A 16,590-nucleotide genomic window follows, 5' to 3' on the forward strand; every position below is an offset into this window, starting at 1 on the left:
TCGGCCTCTGACCTGCCGCTTGCTGGCTACTCGCCGACCGCTGTCCGCACCTGGTCCGCAGCCTTCAGTGCTCCGGCCATGAGGCCCGCGGCAGCCTGGCGCGTACGGTCCTCGGCGCTCGGCCACAGGTGGCTGTAGGTGTTGAGCGTCGTCGTGGCGCTGGCGTGCCCCAGGGCGCGTTGCACGGTCACGACGTCGCACCCCGCGGCGATCAGGCCCGACGCGAAGTGGTGCCGTAGGTCGTGCAGGCGGATCCCGGTCTGGCCGGCGTCGCGGAGCGTCTTCCGCCACCAGTAGCCGACCGTGTTCTGATGCGGCGGATTGCCGTTCTCGCCGTTGAACAGCCACCGGTCGGGTCCCGCGCCGTCGAGACGGCCGACGTGCGCTGAGAGGGCCGTTACGAGCTCGGGAGCGAGGAACACGGTCCGCTCACTGCCGTACTTCGGCGCACGGATCTCCACCTGCCCCTTCGTGGCCCGCTGCACCTGCCGGGAGATGGTCAACCGCTTGCGCAGGAAGTCGACGTCGCCCACCCGTACGGCCGCGGCCTCGCCGAGCCGCAAGCCGGCGAACGCACACAGCGCGACGAACACCCCGAAGGTGTCGTCCGCCGCGGCCAGGAGTGCGCCGACTTGCTTCGTCGTCGGGAGCTGCATCGCCGCTTCGGCCTTCCGCCGCCGCGGCAGGGTCACGTCCTCGCTCGGGTCGGACGCGATCATCTTGTCTCGGACAGCTGCCCTGAGGACCGCGCGCACGTTGTTCACGCGAGTGTGGATCGTGCCGGGCGCGAGCTTGCGGGAGTTCTCGCGGCGCGGGTCGCCGTCCTTCATGACCTTGACCCACTGCTCGACGTGCGTGGGTCGGATCTTCCGGAGCTCGAGGTCCGCGAAGGTCGCCGAGCGCGCGGCGAGGCGCATCGCCTTCTCGGTCCCGTCGACCCACACCTGACGGGCGGCCCACTGCTCGAAGTAGTCGGTGAAGGTCACGCGGCCCGCGGTCGGGTCTACGTACTGCCCCGTAACGACGCTCGCGGTGACCTGGTCCAGCCACTTTTGCGCGTCGATTTTCCGCTCGAAGTGGCGGGCGTGTTCCTTGCCGGCGTCGTCTCGGTACCGAGCTCTCCACTTGCCGTTCGGACGCTTCTTGACGCTGGACATCAGCTAGCCGCTCCCTTGCGTGATGGGGGGAGCATGATCCCCCGTTGTCGGGCCGTGAAGACCCATCGCTGAACCGTCTTGAGCGAGATCCCACGGGTGTCCCCGCCGAGCTGCTCGCGGATCGACGCATTCGGCCGTTCCCCCCGCGCGCGCGCGGCGTCGTACGCGCGCTTGATCAGTGCCAAGAACTCGTCCGTCAGACCCTCCGTCGGCCCCTGGTCGGGCGTCAGTCGGAACTGTCGGTCCGAGGCACGGATCTGCGACCACTTTTGCGAGGTGGTGCGCCGGTCGACCGTGGCCAACTCGACACTCAAGTCGTCGTCGATCTTGAGAGTGGTCCGCACCTCGCCGGCAGGCACGTACTTCTGTGTCGCCAGTGACTGCACGACCCAGTTGCCGTACCGGATCTGTCGCGCGACCGGCGCGGCGTTCCCGAGCCCAAGATCGAAGTATGTCGCCAAGGTGGACAGGTCCGGGGCGGGCCGGCCGATGCTGTCGCGGATCTTGTCCGACCAGAAGGCGTTGGCCGCCGACTCGATGCGCGCGACGGGAATCGACGCGAGGTCCTGCGGCGTGATCGGTGCCCCCTCCTGTGCGTCGAGGTAGAACTCGGCGACGCACAGACGGCCGTTCCTGTCCTGTAGACGCAGGTACAGCGGCCCCGGCAGGTTGGCGGCGTCGATCAGAAGCCATCCGCCGTTGCCGATCCTGACGCGGAACTCGCCGTCCCCGAACTCTCCGTCACTCATGCCGAGTAGGTTACACGAAATACCGAGTAGGTCAACGGTAGTACTCGCCTACAAACGTTGGCTAGCGTCGAGTATGTCAAGCAACCTACTCGGAGGTGATCGGGCGATGCCCGAATATCTGACTACCGCTGAAGTGGCGAATCTTTGCCGCACGAGCCCGGAAACCGTCCGCTACTGGCGGCACGTCGGCTCCGGCCCTGCCTCATTCAAGTGCGGCCGCCGTGTGCTGTACGACGCCAAGATCGTCACCGAATGGCTGCGCGGACTCCAGGAGGAGGCGAACGGGGGGAAGGTGGCATGAACCCCCCAGACGACGAACGGGGCCCCGAGGGGACCCCGTCCGACCACCACGTCCACCACGACGATGGGCAAAGCGTAAACGGTGGCCCCTCAGTTCCCCAACAGCTCCGACGACGGCGTGACGCTTCCCGCCGACTCCCGCCGCTCGAGTCCGGCCCACGCGATCCCTGGTGCGTTCACGTCCCTCGGCAGTCACGGGCCACGACCGCGGCCAACGTTGCCGCGTTCGACCACCTCGCGGCCCGGGGTCTGATCAGCGACGTGGTGATCGCCGTCCTCATGGAGAGGGGTGACCCGACGTGATCGACCTCATGAAGCCTCCGCCCTACGGGAGCGACGAGTGGCGGGCGCTCCCGGCCGACGACCCGAGGCGCCGCGCGTCCCTCGTGCACGCCGCATCCTGCTGGCGTCTGCTCACCCTGTCCCCGCACATCGATGACCTTCTCGCCGAGTGGGTGGAGTGGACCCACCGCTCCGACCTCCGCGAGACGTCCACCGCGATCTCCGCGCTCTCTGTCGGGCTCGCTGGCGCGCCGAGCTACGCCGAGCTGGATCGTCGACGCGCCGCGCCGACTACAGAACCGCTTACGCCCGAACAGATTCGATCCCGCGCCGCCGCGTCCTGGGCGCAATTCGAGGCTGAGAACGCCCACCGGAAAGGACGTGCTGCATGACCGTCGAATCTGCCTCCCCGCCGAACCTGGACGCAGACACCACCGCCAACGTCCTACCGTTTCACCGCGAACTGCACACCGGACAACTCCGGATCGCGGAGCGCTTCGTCCACGCCTGCACGGGAAAGCTTCTGTACGTGCACGGGATCGGCTGGCACCAGTGGACCGGCACACACTGGGTTGAGGACAAGGACGGCAAGGCCAGGCGCAGCCTGATCAGCCTGCTGAAGGACATCCGTCACGAGAGCGTCGACTTGCAGGCGAAGGAACGCGAGTCCCTTCTCGGGGATGTCCGGAAGTGCGAGAGCAGCGGCGGTGTCGTCGGAGTCCTCGAGCTCGCCAAGTACATGAAGCCCATGACCGTCTCCGCGGAGCAGACGAACGCTCACGCTCACCTGTTCAACGCCCTGAACGGGACGCTCAACCTGGAGACCGGGCAACTGCAGCCCCACCGGCCCGCGAACATGATCACGAAGTGCGCGGGCACCAGCATCCGCCCGGATGCCGACTCGGACCTGTTCAACACCTTCCTGCAGGAAGTGCTCCCCGACGCACAGGTGCGGCAGTACCTGCAGCGGGTCCTCGGCGTGGCCATGCTCGGAACCGTCCGGGAGCACATGCTGCCCATCCTCACGGGCACAGGCGGCAACGGGAAGTCCGTCCTGGTCGACGCGGTCCTCGCAGCGTTCGGAGACTACGGCATCACGGTCGACCCGAAACTCATCATGAAAACGAAGCACGAGCGTCACGCAACGTTCCTGGCCGATCTCCACGGCGCACGCCTGGTCGTCACGTCGGAAACCGACGAAGGGGACGTCATCGCGGCCGGCACCGTGAAGCGGCTGACCGGCGGCGACAAGATCCGCGCGAACCGCATGCGGGAGAACCCGTTCGAGTTCGCTCCGTCGCACAGCATGCTCTACATCACGAACCACCCGCCGCGGGTTTCCGCCGACGACCGGGCGATGTGGCGACGGCTCAGCGTCGTCCCGTTCGACGTCACGGTCGAAGAGCCCGACGTGAAGCTGCCGGAGAAGCTGAAGGCGCAGCTGCCCGCCGTGCTGGCGTGGGTGTACGCCGGGTGGGAGGACTACCAGCGGGAAGGGCTGAACCCGCCTCCGGCCGTCCTGGAGCGCACAGAGGCCTACCGGAACGAGAGCGACCCACTCGCTCAGTTCATGGCCGACGAGTGCGTTACCGGGCCCATGGTGAAGGTCAAGGCCAAGGCGTTGTTCGAGGCATGGGCGGGGTGGGCGATGAAGCACGGTCACCCGCCGATGACGCAGGCCGACTTTGGCCGCAGAGTCGGCAACCTGTTCGAGAAGAAGCGGGGGACCGGCGGGGCGTACGTCTACGTCGGCGTGGCGCTCTCGGCAAGTGAAGCAGAGACCGAGGCAATGTGGTCATGACCTGCGGTAGTGAACGGTTTAGAAGGGTTTTCCGTATGAGTCCCTATATGTGTGCGCGCGGGGGATACGGAAAAAGGTTCAAAACCGTTCACTACCGTCGTTCGGCCTTCACGAGTTCTAGCCTGATCAACAGACGCATTAGAAGGGGATGACCCGTGAACGATCGGCGCATCGCAGACGCACTAGCGGCGATGAACGTAGACCAGATAGTCGCCTTCCGCGCCGACGCAGCGGAACTGTCCCGATCGCTCGAGGTACCGGCGATCACCACCGTCTTCTGCGCCCTCTCGGAAGTCGGGTACGACGAAGACCTGTGCGGCTTCACGCGAGCCGTCACCAGCTGTGGCGCTGAGGAACAGGCGTTCGTGCTCGCCCTCGTGCGCCGCGCGGTGCACCGCGCACAGACCGAGCTCAACCGGGACCTGTGGCGAGAGATCAGGACGACGGTGCTCACCGTCACGCGGCAGGACAGGGCTGGCCGATGACCGCGGCCACCGTCACGCGGTCCCTTGGTGAGTTCGACGTCATCGCCACCGTTGCCGGCATGTCGAGCGCTCAGCACCAGGAGTGGCGGAACTCCTGCGGGCACGCCGCGGACCTGTACCGCGTCACCCTGCCCACCGTCGCCGCGTTCTGGGACGCACTCGCCACCATCGGCGGCACCGCCGGCGCGCTCGAGGCCAGCCTCACCCGGTGCACTGTGGACGACGTCCGCCACATCGAGGCCGTCCTCCTTGGCGCGGAGCTGTCCGTGCGTCGCTCTCCGCGGATCCGGGCGGTGTGGGCGGTGTGCCGGGACCTAGTCGCCGAGGTCGTCGCCGAGCGAGGCCGTCGCCCGCTGGTCGCCGCCAGGGGTACTCACGATCTGAGTACCCCTCTCGCCGCCGTCGAGCAGGATTACCACCAGGGCCGCCGCACGGAAGCCGTCCTCACTGCGCTCGCGGAGAGCGGCTCGGCCGGAGTGCCTACTCGGGACCTCACCGCGCGGTTCGGTGGTTCCGCTGTCCGCACCGCGCTGCAGCGTTTACGGAATGCAGGCCGGGTCGAATTGCGAGACGGCCTGAACTACCTCGTGTCGGGTTTGGAAACCTGACTCCGTTAGGGCACAATGGATTTTGGCAGAAGCGGGTTTTCGTCGCCACGCCGAAGTTGACAGGTAGTACCGGCCGGTGCCCCGGCGTTTCACGTTAGATGACCGCGTGATCACGGGGACTGAGCCCGGCCAACTGAATTACATCGGGCCGATCCGTTCGCAGGGGCCACTCAGAGTCAAGCGAACGGGTCGACCTAGGTGCCAGCCCTACGAGGACCACTCAGAGTCAGGTAAGGCGCAGAGCTCCCGCGAACGTCACTCAGAACGCGGCGGTAGAGCAAAGCCAGGTGCGAACTCCGGATTCGTCCCTTCGCCGGGCGTCGATTCGCCCTGCCCGCCTGAATGGCCTCATCATGACTTTCACCGCTCCGGCGGTCGATGTTGCAACCCTGCGCGCCGACCGTGACAGCATCGCTCGACAGCTCCGCTCCATTGTGGAGACGGCACAGCGGTCCGGGCACAAGTCCCTCACCACCGAGGAAACCGCCCGGTTCGACGCTCTCCTCGCCCAGCGGAACCAGCTCGACACCCAGATCACCGCCCCCGCGGCCGGCGCCGGCGCGGCACGCTCGACCGCGAGCGCCTACGACCAGGTCGCCCGCGTCGGCTCCGAACCCCGCACGTACACGAGGGAGAGCGACCGCAAGGGCTCGCTTTTCCTGCGCGACGTCGCCCGTCAGTTCCTCACCCGCGATCCCGACGCCATCGACCGCCTCGCCCGACACATGAGTGAGGAGAAGGTGGAGCGCGGGCAGCAGCTGCAGCGCGCGGCTGGCACCGGTGCGTTCTCCGGCCTGGTGGTCCCGCAGTACCTGACGGACATGTACGCGCCGGCCGTCGCCAACATGCGTCCGTTCGCGGACATCTGCAACCACCACGACCTCCCGTCGGAGGGCATGACGGTCAACATCTCCCGCATCACCACCGCCTCGTCGGTGGCGCTGCAGGCGTCGGAGAACTCCGCGGTCTCGGAGACGGACATGGACGACACGCTCCTCACGGAGAACGTCCAGACCGCGTCGGGTCAGCAGACCCTGTCCCGGCAGGCGATCGAGCGAGGCACCGGCATCGAGGAGGTCACCCTCGGCGACCTGTTCCGCCGCTACGCCACCACGCTCGACAACACGCTGATCAACCAGTCCACCACGGGGCTCGCTGCGCTCGCGACGACCACGACCTACACCGACGCGTCCCCGACCGTGGGGGAGCTGTACCCGAAGCTGCTGGGTGCCGCGGCAGGCGTCGAGGCGGCGCTGCTGGGCCAGGCGGTCCCCTCGCACGTGATCATGCACTCCCGTCGGTGGTACTGGATGCAGTCCCAGGTCGGCCCGAACTGGCCGACCATCCAGCAGCCCGGCATCGACCCGCAGTCCAGCGGCGTCAACAACGCCGTCAAGTACGGCAGCGGCTCGCGGGGCGTCCTGCCCAACGGGATGCAGGCTGTCGTCGACAACAACCTCGGCACCGCCGGCGGCACCGGCACCAACGAGGACGCCATCTACGTCGTCCCCGCCGACGAGTGCCACCTGTGGGAAGACCCCAACGCCCCCGTCTACATCCGCGCCGACCAGCCCAAGGCCGCCAGCCTCGGCGTGCTCCTCGTGCTCTACGGGTACTTCGCCTACAGCTTCCGGCGGTTCCCCGCGGGGATGCAGTCGATCACGGGTAGCGGCCTCAGCACGCCGGCCTTCTAGGCAGGGGCCAGCATGCCGGCCACGTCGGGCCGCACCGGGACCTGCGCACGCGCGGTCCCGGTGCGGTCGGACCACTCAAGTCGATCACTTGTGGATCACCGAAGATCAACGATCAATGCAGGCAAGATCTTTTTAAGCCTGGATCCGGAGACCCACACACACGGCTACTCGCATTTATCCCCGTGTGACGCCATTGGAAACGCGTTACGCCCCCAAAGCCGCAGGTCAGAGGCGTTTTCAATGGCCCGTCACGCGTCACGTTACGTGACGCGTAACGATCTTGGAGGTCGTAAATGAGTGACCTGAGCTTCTCAGTGGTCGCCCTGGACCGAGCAAGTAAGACGTTCCTGACCGCGGCTGACGCAGTCGACCGTCTCGAAGCCAGGCTCAGCCGGCTCGACGGCAAGGAAGCCACCGCGACGGTCAACGTCAAGACCGACGAGTCCGACAAGGCGCTCGACAGCTTCACCAACCGGTTCACGCTGATGACCGCAGGCATTGCGGCGGCCTCACCGCTCGCTGGGGCCGCGATCCTCGGTGGGCTGGGGTCTGCGTTCATCGGTGTGGCAGCGACGGCTCAGGCGTCGAACCAGCAGGTCCAGCAGACCTACAAGACGTTGTGGTCGAACGTTGTCGCGGACACCAAGACCGCGACCGGCCAGCTGGTGCCACAGCTGGTGGCGTCCGGAAATCAGATCGGGCACACGTTCGAAGCCCTGCAGCCGCAGATGCAGCGCGCGTTCTCCGCGGCCGGCCCGGACCTGCGGGCGTTGACGAACGGCGTCTCGCTGTTCGCGACGAACGTGATGCCGGGCGCCACGAGCGCGATGGAGCACAGCCTTCCGGTGTTCCATTCCCTGGAGCAGCTCGCTGGGCAGCTTGGCACCACGGTTGGTACGTCGCTGGCCAGCCTGGGGCAGAACTCTGCTGCGTACGGCGCGTCGGTCCAGTCGTTCGGGCAGATCCTCTCGTCTGTTCTGACGCTGGGAATCTCGCTGGTCAACGACTTGGCGCAGGTGTGGGCCGCGAGCGGCCAGGACATCAGCGTGGCGATCTCCGGCGTGACTCAGGTGGCTGCCGGTCTGGCATCCGGGGCGATACCGATCCTGACCGCGTCCCTGACCGCCGTCGCGGAGATCCTCACCGTTGTCGCGCAAGTCATCGAACCGCTCGCGCCACTGCTGGGAGGCGTCGGCACGGCCGCGTTGGCGACGTGGGGGGCCTTCAAGCTCGCCGGCGTCGTCACGGCTGGCATCGAAGCCCTTTCCGCTCGGATCCTCACCATGGGCGTGGCGATGGAGTCGGGTGCCGCCAAGGCCACCGCCGCCGGAATTTCCATGCAGGGCTTCGGTGCCCGCGCCGCTACCGCCTCGGTGGGGACTGCCGCGGTTGCGGAGTCGCTCGCAGGGCCTGTGGGTATCGCTCTCGCCGCGGCGACCGTTGGGTTCGTGTTGCTGTCGGGGACCATGGGCAGCTCGTCGGACTCGGCGCAGGAGCTCGCTGGCGCCATGGACGGTGTGGCGGGCGCGTTGCAAGCCTCGAACGGCGCGGTCAACGCTGCGGTGATCGGCGCGATCCAGTCCAACCAGGAATTCAAGAACGCCGCTGACTCGGCGCGGCAGTTCGGGATCTCGCAGAAGGACCTCACCGGCGCGATCACTGCGGGTGGGGGCGCCTACGACTCGCTCGCCGCGAAGATCCAAAAGGTGATCGACGCGAACCACCGGTACACCACGGTCGCCGGCGGTTCCCAGGTGGACTCTGGACTGAACGACACCGGCCAGGCCGCACAGGAGCTCCTCAACCACCTGCAGGACCTGATCGGCAAGTTCAAGGACCAGAAGACGATCGCGGACCAGAGCTCGGGGTCGCTCAGGGATCATGCGGCCGCGTTGACCCACGACAAGGCCGGGTTGGACGCGGCAGCTAACGCGGGCCTCATGTTCGGGATCTCTCAGCAGGCTGCCATCTTCGGCCTGGAAGGTGTCGCCGCCGCATCCGGTGACGCCTCGGCTGGCCTGCAAGACGTGCAACTCAAGTTCGCTCAAGCGACCCTCGGGGCGGCTAACGCTGGCGCCGCGATCGACGAGACGTTCAGTCAAGCCGATAAGCAGGTTGCTCAGGCTCGCAATTCAGTCTCGACGGCGTCTCACGGCCTGGCGTCCGCTAGCCGGTCGATCGCTGACGCGCAGCATGGCGAGGAAACCGCAGCGAGGTCCCTCGCGGATGCCCAGCGGGGCGTCGCGGATGCCCAGCATGGCGTGGAGACCGCTCAGCGGTCCTATGTGGATGCTCAGCGGTCCGTTGTGGAGGCGCAGCGGCAGGAACGGGACGCGCAGGTCTCCCTCAACGAGGCCCGTCAGCAGGCTGTCCGCGACCTGAAGGCCATGCACCAGCAGCTGGACGACCAGTTCACGTCCGAGGCGTCGGCTCGGGTGAGGTTGTTCGACGCGCAGACGGCTGCGGGGAACCTGCAGATCAACGGGTCGAACGCTCGCGCGCTTGCTTCTGGTCCGGTGACGGCGGAGAACGAGGACCGGGTCAAGGCTGCGATCGACCTGCTGTCGGCGCAGAACTCTCTCAACGCGGCGTTGCAGAGTGGCGCGAACCTGAAGCAGGATGTTGCCGCCGCGGATGCCCGCGGGGTTGAGGGTTCGAAGTCTGTTGTCTCCGCGCAGCAGCAAGTCGTGTCTGCGCAGCAGCAGGTGGTGGCGGCGCAGCAGCAGGTGAAGGACGCCTCGTATGGGGTGGAGCAGGCGCAGCGCGCTGTCATCCGGGCCCAGCAGGGCGTGGCGGACGCGTCGTATGCGCAACAGCGCGCCCACCAGGCCGTCAGGGATGCGCAGTACCAGCAGAAGCAGGCTTCTGATCAGCTCACCACCGCGAACCAGGCGTTGAACGACGCGGTGGCGAACACCTCGAGGTCTCTGGACATCACCACCGAAGCCGGCCGGCGGAACCTGGGACAGCTGTTCTCCCTCGCGGACGCGATCAACAAGCAGTACGGGCCGACCGCGGCGGGGTACAACGCACTGATTCAGCAGACCGCGGACAAGTTCGGGCTCACCACGGACCAGGCCTCGAACCTGCTCAAGAAGCTGGGGGAGATCCCGCCCGACTGGAAGTTCTCCATGACGGCGGTCGCGTCGGCGAACTTCGACGAGCTGAATCGGGCGTATGACGACAAGTTCGGTGGTCACATCGGCTCGATCTCCCCGAACGCCTCGCACGCGTTCGCTGCCGGTGGCCAGATTCCGGGCGCTGGCGCACCTCGCGCGGACGACCAGCTGATCTGGGCTTCCAGTCGTGAGTGGATGATGCCCGTCGATTCCGTGGACCACTACGGCCCAGGGTTCATGCAGGCTGTCCAGAAGCGCCAGCTCCCGAAGTACGCTCAGGGCGGGCAGGTCGACGGCGCGGGGATCAACTACCTGTTCTCCGGCGCCGGCGTCGGCTACCAGTCATCAGTGAACGCCCGCACCGTGATGGGCTTCCCCGCCCCGCCGTCGCTGCCGAAGTACGTGGCCCCGCCGCCCATCACCATCGGCCCGGTCGGTGGCGTCTCCGGTGACCGGGCGGCGAACAAGGCGATCGTGCAGAGCGTGTTCGCCAACATGTTCGGATGGGTCGGCCCGCAGTGGGACGCCGCGAACGCGCTGATCATGGGTGAGTCTGGCTACCAGAACGCCGTCAAGAACAAGGTGTCGACCGCTTACGGGATGTTCCAGTTCCTCGACTCCACGTGGGGCGGGTACGGGATCCCGAAGACGTCAGACCCGTACCTGCAGTCTGTCGCCGGTGGGCGGTACATCAAGGCCCGGTACCACAACAGTCCGATCGAGGCGTACTCGAAGTGGCTGTCGCGGACGCCGCACTGGTACGCCGACGGCGGTCAGGTGGCGGCCGGCGGGCACGCACGTCTTCCGAGGCCGCGCGCGTACGACAACGGTGGTGCGCTGCCGCCGGGGATGTCGACAGTGTGGAACGGCACCGGGAAGCCGGAGAACGTCCGCACCTCCGGGCAGGAGGACCAGCTGCTCCGGGGAATGCGGGACATGACGGAACGCATCGTCACCGCGATCGTGGACACCGGAAGCCGGGAGATCAACGGCAAGCTGTACATGGAACGTGGCGCCATGCTCGGTCAGGTCAAGGCTGCGATGAACAGCATCACGACAGAGAGCTCGGGGGGCAGGCTCTAGGACGCAGGCGCGCCGTCGGCCGGGGATGCGGCGTCCTCCGGTCGACGGTTCGCCGCGACCGCGACGCCGGCGCCGAGCAGGAGACCGATGATGCCGATCGCGTAGCCCCACACGCGGCGCGTGCTGATGGCGCTGTCGCAGCTCGCGGCGTAGCCGTCGTACGCGTTGCTCGCGTAGGACCGCCCCTGGAAGGCGTTGCCCACTGCTGCACCGAACTGATCAAGGCCCGCCTGATAGGTGTCAGGGGCCCACGCGGTCCCACAGCTCACGGTCATGTCACCGCTGGTCACGCTCGACACGGGCGTGGCGAGCAGGACGATGCCACCGATCAACGCCAGCGTCGCGACGATGTACAGGAAGTTCCGCACGTTCGTGGTCACGATCGCTCACTCCTCGGGGCGGGGGCCGTCTCGCAGCTAGGTCGCTTCGATCATGCGGTGCGTTGCCTGCGAGATCGGCCCGTGACCTTCTTGTCCACTTTCTGTCAACTGGCCCCGGTCCGCCCGCCGCGTGAGGCAGACCCTGGTTGCCACAGGGATCACGCGGCGGACGGAGTCCGGGTGGGAGCGACGCACACCGATCGGGGTGGAAAGGAAGTGCGCCGCTCCCGGTTCCGCTCATGGGAGCGGTCGACACCTGGCCGCCGTGCCGGTCGGGGGGCCACGGCACGGCGACCAGGCTGACTAGGTGAACTGGTGAGGGCTGCGCTCGCACGCCCATGCGGCGCCAGCGTGGAGGAACACGCGCTTGCAGCCCTGGCAGGTGCGACGGGTTCGAGTGGTCTCGTCCCAGTTCTTGCTGACGTCCAGCGGCGCGAGCTGCGACAGCGGGAAGGCTTTCCCCGGCTCGGCGTGGCGGTAGACCTGGACCGCGGAGCTCACGACTGGCTCCGCGTGTACCAGTCCATGAGCATCTGCCGGATCGCGGCGAGGAGTTCCCCGCCGACCTGGTGCAGGGGGAGTAGCACGGTGGGGCCGCCATCGACGCGCATGGCGGGCTCCGGCTGGCCGTCGACCAGGACCAGGCCAACGGTGATCTCTACCGGGTGCCCTGCGGTGTCGCGGGTGCGGATCGTCCGCACCATCCGCCAGTCCTCTTCAGCCATGTCCTGAGCATCGACGTGGCATTACCGCAGGTGAAGGGGTTGCCCTTTGCGCAAAGGTACGCGCAAAGGGCCGGTGTAGAAGATCGATCCCGACCGGGGGACTCTGGGGAGAAACGCAAGGAGGCGTGTCACGTCACGTGACGTTCACCCTGTTCAGGAGGTGTTTCCGTGGCGCTACGGCCGTTCGGGGAGCTCGGCTCCGTCCTCGCGGGTCCACCATGCGGCGAGTTCGTTGATCACCTTGGAACGGTCGGACCCGACGTCCTTGGCCTTGTCTCCGAGAGAGTTCCAGCGCTCGTCGGGCATCTTCACGCTGCGGACCGGTGTCTCCCCAGTGGGGGGCCGGCCCGGCTTGCGCTTCTCCTCGCTCATGGCGAGACCATACCGTAATTAACGTCTATACGGAAACGCTTGTCCCGTGTAGACAGTCCTGCTAGTTTTCGTCCATACGGAAAATCTAGTAGCAAGTAGGGGGCGGCCCCCGGCGGTGCTGGAACACCAACCCGGGGACCTTGATCGGAATAGAGGTCCGACCCATGCAACAGGATGCACCAGAGCCGCAGCGGCTGCCCTACCAGCTCATCGGATGGCAGCTCGCCCGCGAAGAGGAGGCCGCCGTGTGGGCGGCATACCGTGCCGCCCACGAAGCCGCCGTGGCGAAGGCGGCTGACCTCATCCGCCGGGTCGAGGAGAACGACATCCCCTGGGACAATGCGAAGGCCGAGTTTTGGTCGATCATGAACAGCGTCCCGTCGCGACCCGTTCCCCTCACTGGGGGGCAGGAAGCGGAAGCGCACGAAGTCATCAGCGAACACCTCGCGCGAGGCTCGAAGTGACGACCTCGAGGTGTCCGCGGACGGCGGAGACGACTGGCGGCTTGACCTGCGTCGAGGCCTTGGCGGACGGCTGGATCACCCCGCAGGACCTCTGCCCGGCGTGTACCCGCGCCTACATGAAGGCGCTCGACACGATCTCGGGCCCGCTGCTCTGGCACGAGAACTTCCATCGGCGTGCCGAGGGGACCGGGACCCCGTAACCATCCTGACCAGGCTTTTTCCTGGCGCCGGGAAAAAGGGGCACCCACGGTGGGTGCCCCTTTTGTCGGCTAGGATGGTTCGATCCTCTTCGCGGAGGACAACGCCCCCGGGTAGCTCCCGGGGGCATCCGCGGGGGGCACTCCGCGAACCGAGGTGACCGCATGGCCGAGACGTTCGGCGACGCGCTCCGCCGCTTCCGCGAAGCGGCCGGCCTGTCGCAGTCCAAGCTTGCTCAGCGCGTGTTCATGTCCGTGTCGTCCATCTCCCGGTACGAGTCCGGGCTGCAGCGCGTTGACGAGGCCACCGCCGCGCGCCTCGATGACGAGCTCGGCGCACACGGCCGGCTCCTCGAGTACCTGCCGCCGAAGACGCTCGACGTCGGTCCGCTCAACGCCGACCAGCGCGACCGCATCACCTACTCCGTGCGCTTCCCCGGCCGCATCGACGAAGCCGCGATCGCCGCCCTCGCCGACAGTCTCGCCGCACAACGCCGTCTCGACGACGTCCTCGGACCCGTCCCGCTCATCCCCGCGTCCCTCGCGCAGACGGAGATGGTCACCGACCTGCTGAAGGAGGTGAACGGGCCCCTCAGGCAACAGCTGGCGAGCGTGGCCAGCGAGCACGTGCAGTTCGCCGGCTGGCTGCACGCCGAGGCTCGACGGGACGCTGAGGCCGTGCGCCTGCTGGGACAGGCCGAAGACCTCGCCGACGAGGCAGAAGACGGCACGCTCGCAGCGCAGGCCCTCAACTTCCGCGGCTACCTCGCACGGCAGCAGGGTAGACCACGCGCCATGATCCGCGGCTTCCTCACCGCGTACCACACACCAGGCGCGCACGTGGCCCAGCGCATCGGTGACGCCATTCAGGCAGCGCAGGGGTACGCGAAGATCGACGAGCGGGACGCTGCTCTTCGCCTGCTCGACCAGGCAGACGGGATGCTCGACGAGGCAGCACGCGACGAGCCACCACCCACCGCGTACTGGCTCACGCCCACCTTCCACCGCCTCAACAGCGGTCTCGCACACCTAGCCTTAGGCGACCACGGCGACGCGGTCGATCACCTCAGCACCGGCCTCGACAACCTCCCTGAGGACCAGCAGGGTGCTGAGTGGACCCATGAGTACAGGGACGGACTCGATCAGGCCAAGGCCGCTAGTTGATCAGATGTGGATCTCCTGGGATCGCAGGAAGTTTCCTGCCCAAGATCTAAATGATCTACGTTGGTTGGTCACCAACCAGATATTGGTGATCAACAACAGAGGGTCAAGATGATCTTTTAAGATCCACTACGGAGACCCACACACACGGCTCCACGCATTTCTATATCGGACGCGTGTTTAAGCCCTGACCTGCGCAAACGCTCGACCAGTGGTCTTCAGGTGATCTTGGTGTCGCGAAAACCCGCAGGTCGGGCGCAAAATCCGGGGGCTGTACCCGACTTAACCACTGGGGTGGCTTGCTTGGATTAAGGCGTGTAAAAAGTCCCGTCCAGGGTGTCGCGATCCGCGACGTCCTCAGGGTTACGCCGAGACCGTAGCCCTCCCCCGGTCCAACGTTCCCTCGCGGACCGTCAGTCCGCGGACCGTCCGCAGAACGGTCAAGTAGTGCCATCTGTAACCAACGCTGGCAAACGTAAGAAACGGCAGGTCAGAGGCGTTGCAGGCCTATCTCCGCTGGTCGGAGTGCTGGGTGTCAACGTTCCGCTTCAACGTCTAGATCTGTCTCGGCCCCGGGTCGTAGGTCGGCCGGGTGATGAGCGATCTGGCTGCTGTCCTCGCGGAGCACCGTGCCGCGCCGTTTCCGTCGGCGGTCAGGCGGGGCGAGGACTACGGGTCCGTGTGCGCCGTGACGATCGACGCCGACATCTGCGGGTGGGCGAGCCGGGCGGGATCACTGCCGCCGGGCGCGCGGATGTCCTTCGCGCGTGCCGCGGACAGGCTGAGGTCGTCGCTGCCGGAGTTCCCCGCTGCGGGGCGGCCGTACTACGAGCGCCTTCTGGTCATTGCCGACCTGGCGCTGGCCGAGTAGCGGCTTGTCGCTGGTTGTTACTTTCATTGGGCGCAGGATATACTGCGTCCAATGAAAGCTTCGCCGAGCTTGCTGCCCCTGCTGCGTTCGCGCATGCAGGGTGAGCTGCTCGCGCTCGTGCTCCTGCACCCGGATCGCGAGTACAGCATCACCGAGCTCGCCGAGGCCTGTGGTGTCACGCCCACCGCCGTGTTGCGGGAAGTCGAGCGGCTGACCGGGGGCGGCATCCTGGAAGACCGGCGGGTGGGCCGCAGCCGGCTCGTCAAGGCGCGTACCGATACCCCGCTCTACCCGCCCCTGAGCGAGCTCATCGCTGTCACCTTCGGGCCGATGCCGCTTCTCGCCGAGGCCCTGTCCGGGCTGGCCGGCGTGCGCGAGGCCTACATCTACGGCTCCTGGGCCGCGCGCTACAGCGGCGAACCCGGTCTTCCGCCCGGCGACGTCGACGTCCTCGTTGTCGGTTCGCCCGATCCGGACGCGCTCTTCGACTCGGCGGAACAGGTGTCACGGCGGCTGGGGCGCGAGGTCAACGTCCACCGGGTCTCGCCCGAGTCGTGGGCGGCGAGCACCACCGATCCGTTCCTCACCAGCGTGCGTGAGCGTCCGCTGGTGAAACTCAGCCAGGAGACCTGATGCCGCAGTGGAACCAAGGCCGCGAACGGATCGACGCGTTCCTCGCGCGCGGCGCCATCGAGCACGTTCCGGCGTCGCGGGAGGCGGCCGAGGCCGAGCTCGTCCGAGCCCGTACGCACCTTGCTTCGGCGCGACAGCTCCAGGAGACGGACCCGGAAGGCGCCTACACGCTGGCCTACGACAGCGCGCGGCGGGCGTTGGCGGCCGTCCTGCAGAACCAGGGGCTGCGGGTGACGAGCCGCGGTGGGCACGTCACCGTCTACGAAGCCGTCCTCGCTCAGCTGGATCCGCCGCTGGGGTCGGTTTTGCGGCCCTTCAACCGGATGCGGGCCCGTCGCAACGAAGTCGCCTACCGGTCCTCGGAGGCGCCTGCGGTGACGCCGGAGGACGTGACGGCCGACGTCGTGAAGGTCGAGGCCCTCATCGACGTCGCCGAGAAGACGATCCCGAACATGCCACGCTATTGAGCACCGCTCGCCGGCCGCTCACTCCGCGCGAGAGAGCGGTCC

Annotated in this window: 19 protein-coding genes; 13 read left to right on the forward strand and 6 right to left on the reverse strand. The window is 67.2% G+C overall.

The window, feature by feature from the left end:
* Positions 1-26: 26 nt before the first annotated feature.
* Together OG494_RS44015 and OG494_RS44020 are read right to left on the reverse strand one after the other, a co-directional pair.
* Positions 27-1,157: a tyrosine-type recombinase/integrase gene (locus tag OG494_RS44015; RefSeq protein ID WP_328449100.1), complete on the reverse strand. Its 1,131-nt coding sequence runs from the start codon at positions 1,155-1,157 to the stop codon at positions 27-29.
* Positions 1,157-1,906 carry a hypothetical protein gene (locus tag OG494_RS44020; RefSeq protein WP_328449101.1) on the reverse strand — a complete coding sequence of 250 codons (750 nt, stop codon included), beginning with the start codon at positions 1,904-1,906 and terminating at the stop codon, positions 1,157-1,159. The genes OG494_RS44015 and OG494_RS44020 overlap by 1 nt, the downstream gene beginning before the upstream one ends.
* Before the next feature lie 106 nt (positions 1,907-2,012).
* On the opposite strand from OG494_RS44020, the gene OG494_RS44025 reads away from it, so the two are divergent.
* The 7 genes from OG494_RS44025 to OG494_RS44055 all read left to right on the forward strand — a co-directional run bounded on the left by OG494_RS44025 (position 2,013) and on the right by OG494_RS44055 (position 11,278).
* Positions 2,013-2,207 (forward strand): helix-turn-helix domain-containing protein, encoded by a 195-nt coding sequence (locus OG494_RS44025; protein ID WP_328449103.1) that lies wholly within the window; start codon positions 2,013-2,015, stop codon positions 2,205-2,207.
* A gap of 298 nt (positions 2,208-2,505) precedes the next feature.
* Positions 2,506-2,880 (forward strand): hypothetical protein, encoded by a 375-nt coding sequence (locus tag OG494_RS44030; protein ID WP_328449105.1) that lies wholly within the window; start codon positions 2,506-2,508, stop codon positions 2,878-2,880.
* Entirely contained in the window at positions 2,877-4,289 is a 1,413-nt protein-coding gene (locus OG494_RS44035) for a DNA primase family protein (protein WP_328449107.1), read from the forward strand. Before OG494_RS44030 ends, OG494_RS44035 begins: the two co-directional genes overlap by 4 nt.
* Positions 4,290-4,444: 155 nt before the next feature.
* A complete protein-coding gene (locus OG494_RS44040) occupies positions 4,445-4,774 on the forward strand; it encodes a hypothetical protein (protein ID WP_328449109.1) in 330 nt (109 codons plus the stop codon).
* Positions 4,771-5,382 (forward strand): hypothetical protein, encoded by a 612-nt coding sequence (locus tag OG494_RS44045; protein ID WP_328449111.1) that lies wholly within the window; start codon positions 4,771-4,773, stop codon positions 5,380-5,382. Before OG494_RS44040 ends, OG494_RS44045 begins: the two co-directional genes overlap by 4 nt.
* 353 nt (positions 5,383-5,735) lie before the next feature.
* On the forward strand, positions 5,736-7,076 hold the full coding sequence (locus tag OG494_RS44050; protein ID WP_328449113.1) for a hypothetical protein: 1,341 nt from the start codon (positions 5,736-5,738) through the stop codon (positions 7,074-7,076).
* 293 nt (positions 7,077-7,369) lie between these two features.
* On the forward strand, positions 7,370-11,278 hold the full coding sequence (locus tag OG494_RS44055; protein ID WP_328449115.1) for a hypothetical protein: 3,909 nt from the start codon (positions 7,370-7,372) through the stop codon (positions 11,276-11,278).
* Here the strand turns inward: OG494_RS44055 and OG494_RS44060 are convergent.
* The 4 genes from OG494_RS44060 to OG494_RS44075 all read right to left on the reverse strand — a co-directional run bounded on the left by OG494_RS44060 (position 11,275) and on the right by OG494_RS44075 (position 12,755).
* The gene (locus OG494_RS44060) at positions 11,275-11,658 is read right to left on the reverse strand and encodes a hypothetical protein (RefSeq protein ID WP_328449117.1); all 384 of its coding nucleotides are present in this window, start codon (positions 11,656-11,658) and stop codon (positions 11,275-11,277) included. The two genes, OG494_RS44055 and OG494_RS44060, sit on opposite strands and share 4 nt — an antisense overlap.
* 303 nt (positions 11,659-11,961) lie before the next feature.
* Positions 11,962-12,159, reverse strand: a complete 198-nt coding sequence (locus OG494_RS44065; RefSeq protein ID WP_328449119.1) for a hypothetical protein — start codon at positions 12,157-12,159, stop codon at positions 11,962-11,964.
* The gene (locus OG494_RS44070) at positions 12,156-12,383 is read right to left on the reverse strand and encodes a hypothetical protein (RefSeq protein ID WP_328449120.1); all 228 of its coding nucleotides are present in this window, start codon (positions 12,381-12,383) and stop codon (positions 12,156-12,158) included. The genes OG494_RS44065 and OG494_RS44070 overlap by 4 nt, the downstream gene beginning before the upstream one ends.
* A 174-nt stretch (positions 12,384-12,557) precedes the next feature.
* A complete protein-coding gene (locus OG494_RS44075; RefSeq protein WP_328449121.1) occupies positions 12,558-12,755 on the reverse strand; it encodes a hypothetical protein in 198 nt (65 codons plus the stop codon).
* Between the two features lie 164 nt (positions 12,756-12,919).
* Here OG494_RS44075 and OG494_RS44080 point away from each other — a divergent pair, with 164 nt between their 5' ends.
* From OG494_RS44080 to OG494_RS44105, 6 genes are all read left to right on the forward strand, one after another.
* Positions 12,920-13,219 carry a hypothetical protein gene (locus tag OG494_RS44080; protein ID WP_328449123.1) on the forward strand — a complete coding sequence of 100 codons (300 nt, stop codon included), beginning with the start codon at positions 12,920-12,922 and terminating at the stop codon, positions 13,217-13,219.
* A gap of 41 nt (positions 13,220-13,260) precedes the next feature.
* A complete protein-coding gene (locus OG494_RS44085) occupies positions 13,261-13,419 on the forward strand; it encodes a hypothetical protein (protein ID WP_328449125.1) in 159 nt (52 codons plus the stop codon).
* 162 nt (positions 13,420-13,581) lie between these two features.
* The gene (locus OG494_RS44090) at positions 13,582-14,580 is read left to right on the forward strand and encodes a helix-turn-helix domain-containing protein (protein WP_328449127.1); all 999 of its coding nucleotides are present in this window, start codon (positions 13,582-13,584) and stop codon (positions 14,578-14,580) included.
* 589 nt (positions 14,581-15,169) lie between these two features.
* The gene (locus OG494_RS44095) at positions 15,170-15,448 is read left to right on the forward strand and encodes a hypothetical protein (protein WP_328449128.1); all 279 of its coding nucleotides are present in this window, start codon (positions 15,170-15,172) and stop codon (positions 15,446-15,448) included.
* 51 nt (positions 15,449-15,499) lie between these two features.
* Positions 15,500-16,081, forward strand: coding sequence for an ArsR family transcriptional regulator (locus OG494_RS44100; RefSeq protein ID WP_328449130.1), 582 nt, complete (start codon positions 15,500-15,502; stop codon positions 16,079-16,081).
* Positions 16,081-16,548: a hypothetical protein gene (locus OG494_RS44105; RefSeq protein WP_328449132.1), complete on the forward strand. Its 468-nt coding sequence runs from the start codon at positions 16,081-16,083 to the stop codon at positions 16,546-16,548. Before OG494_RS44100 ends, OG494_RS44105 begins: the two co-directional genes overlap by 1 nt.
* Positions 16,549-16,590 lie beyond the last annotated feature (42 nt).

The sequence above is a fragment of the Amycolatopsis sp. NBC_00438 genome, assembly GCF_036026695.1.
GTDB lineage: Bacteria > Actinomycetota > Actinomycetes > Mycobacteriales > Pseudonocardiaceae > Amycolatopsis.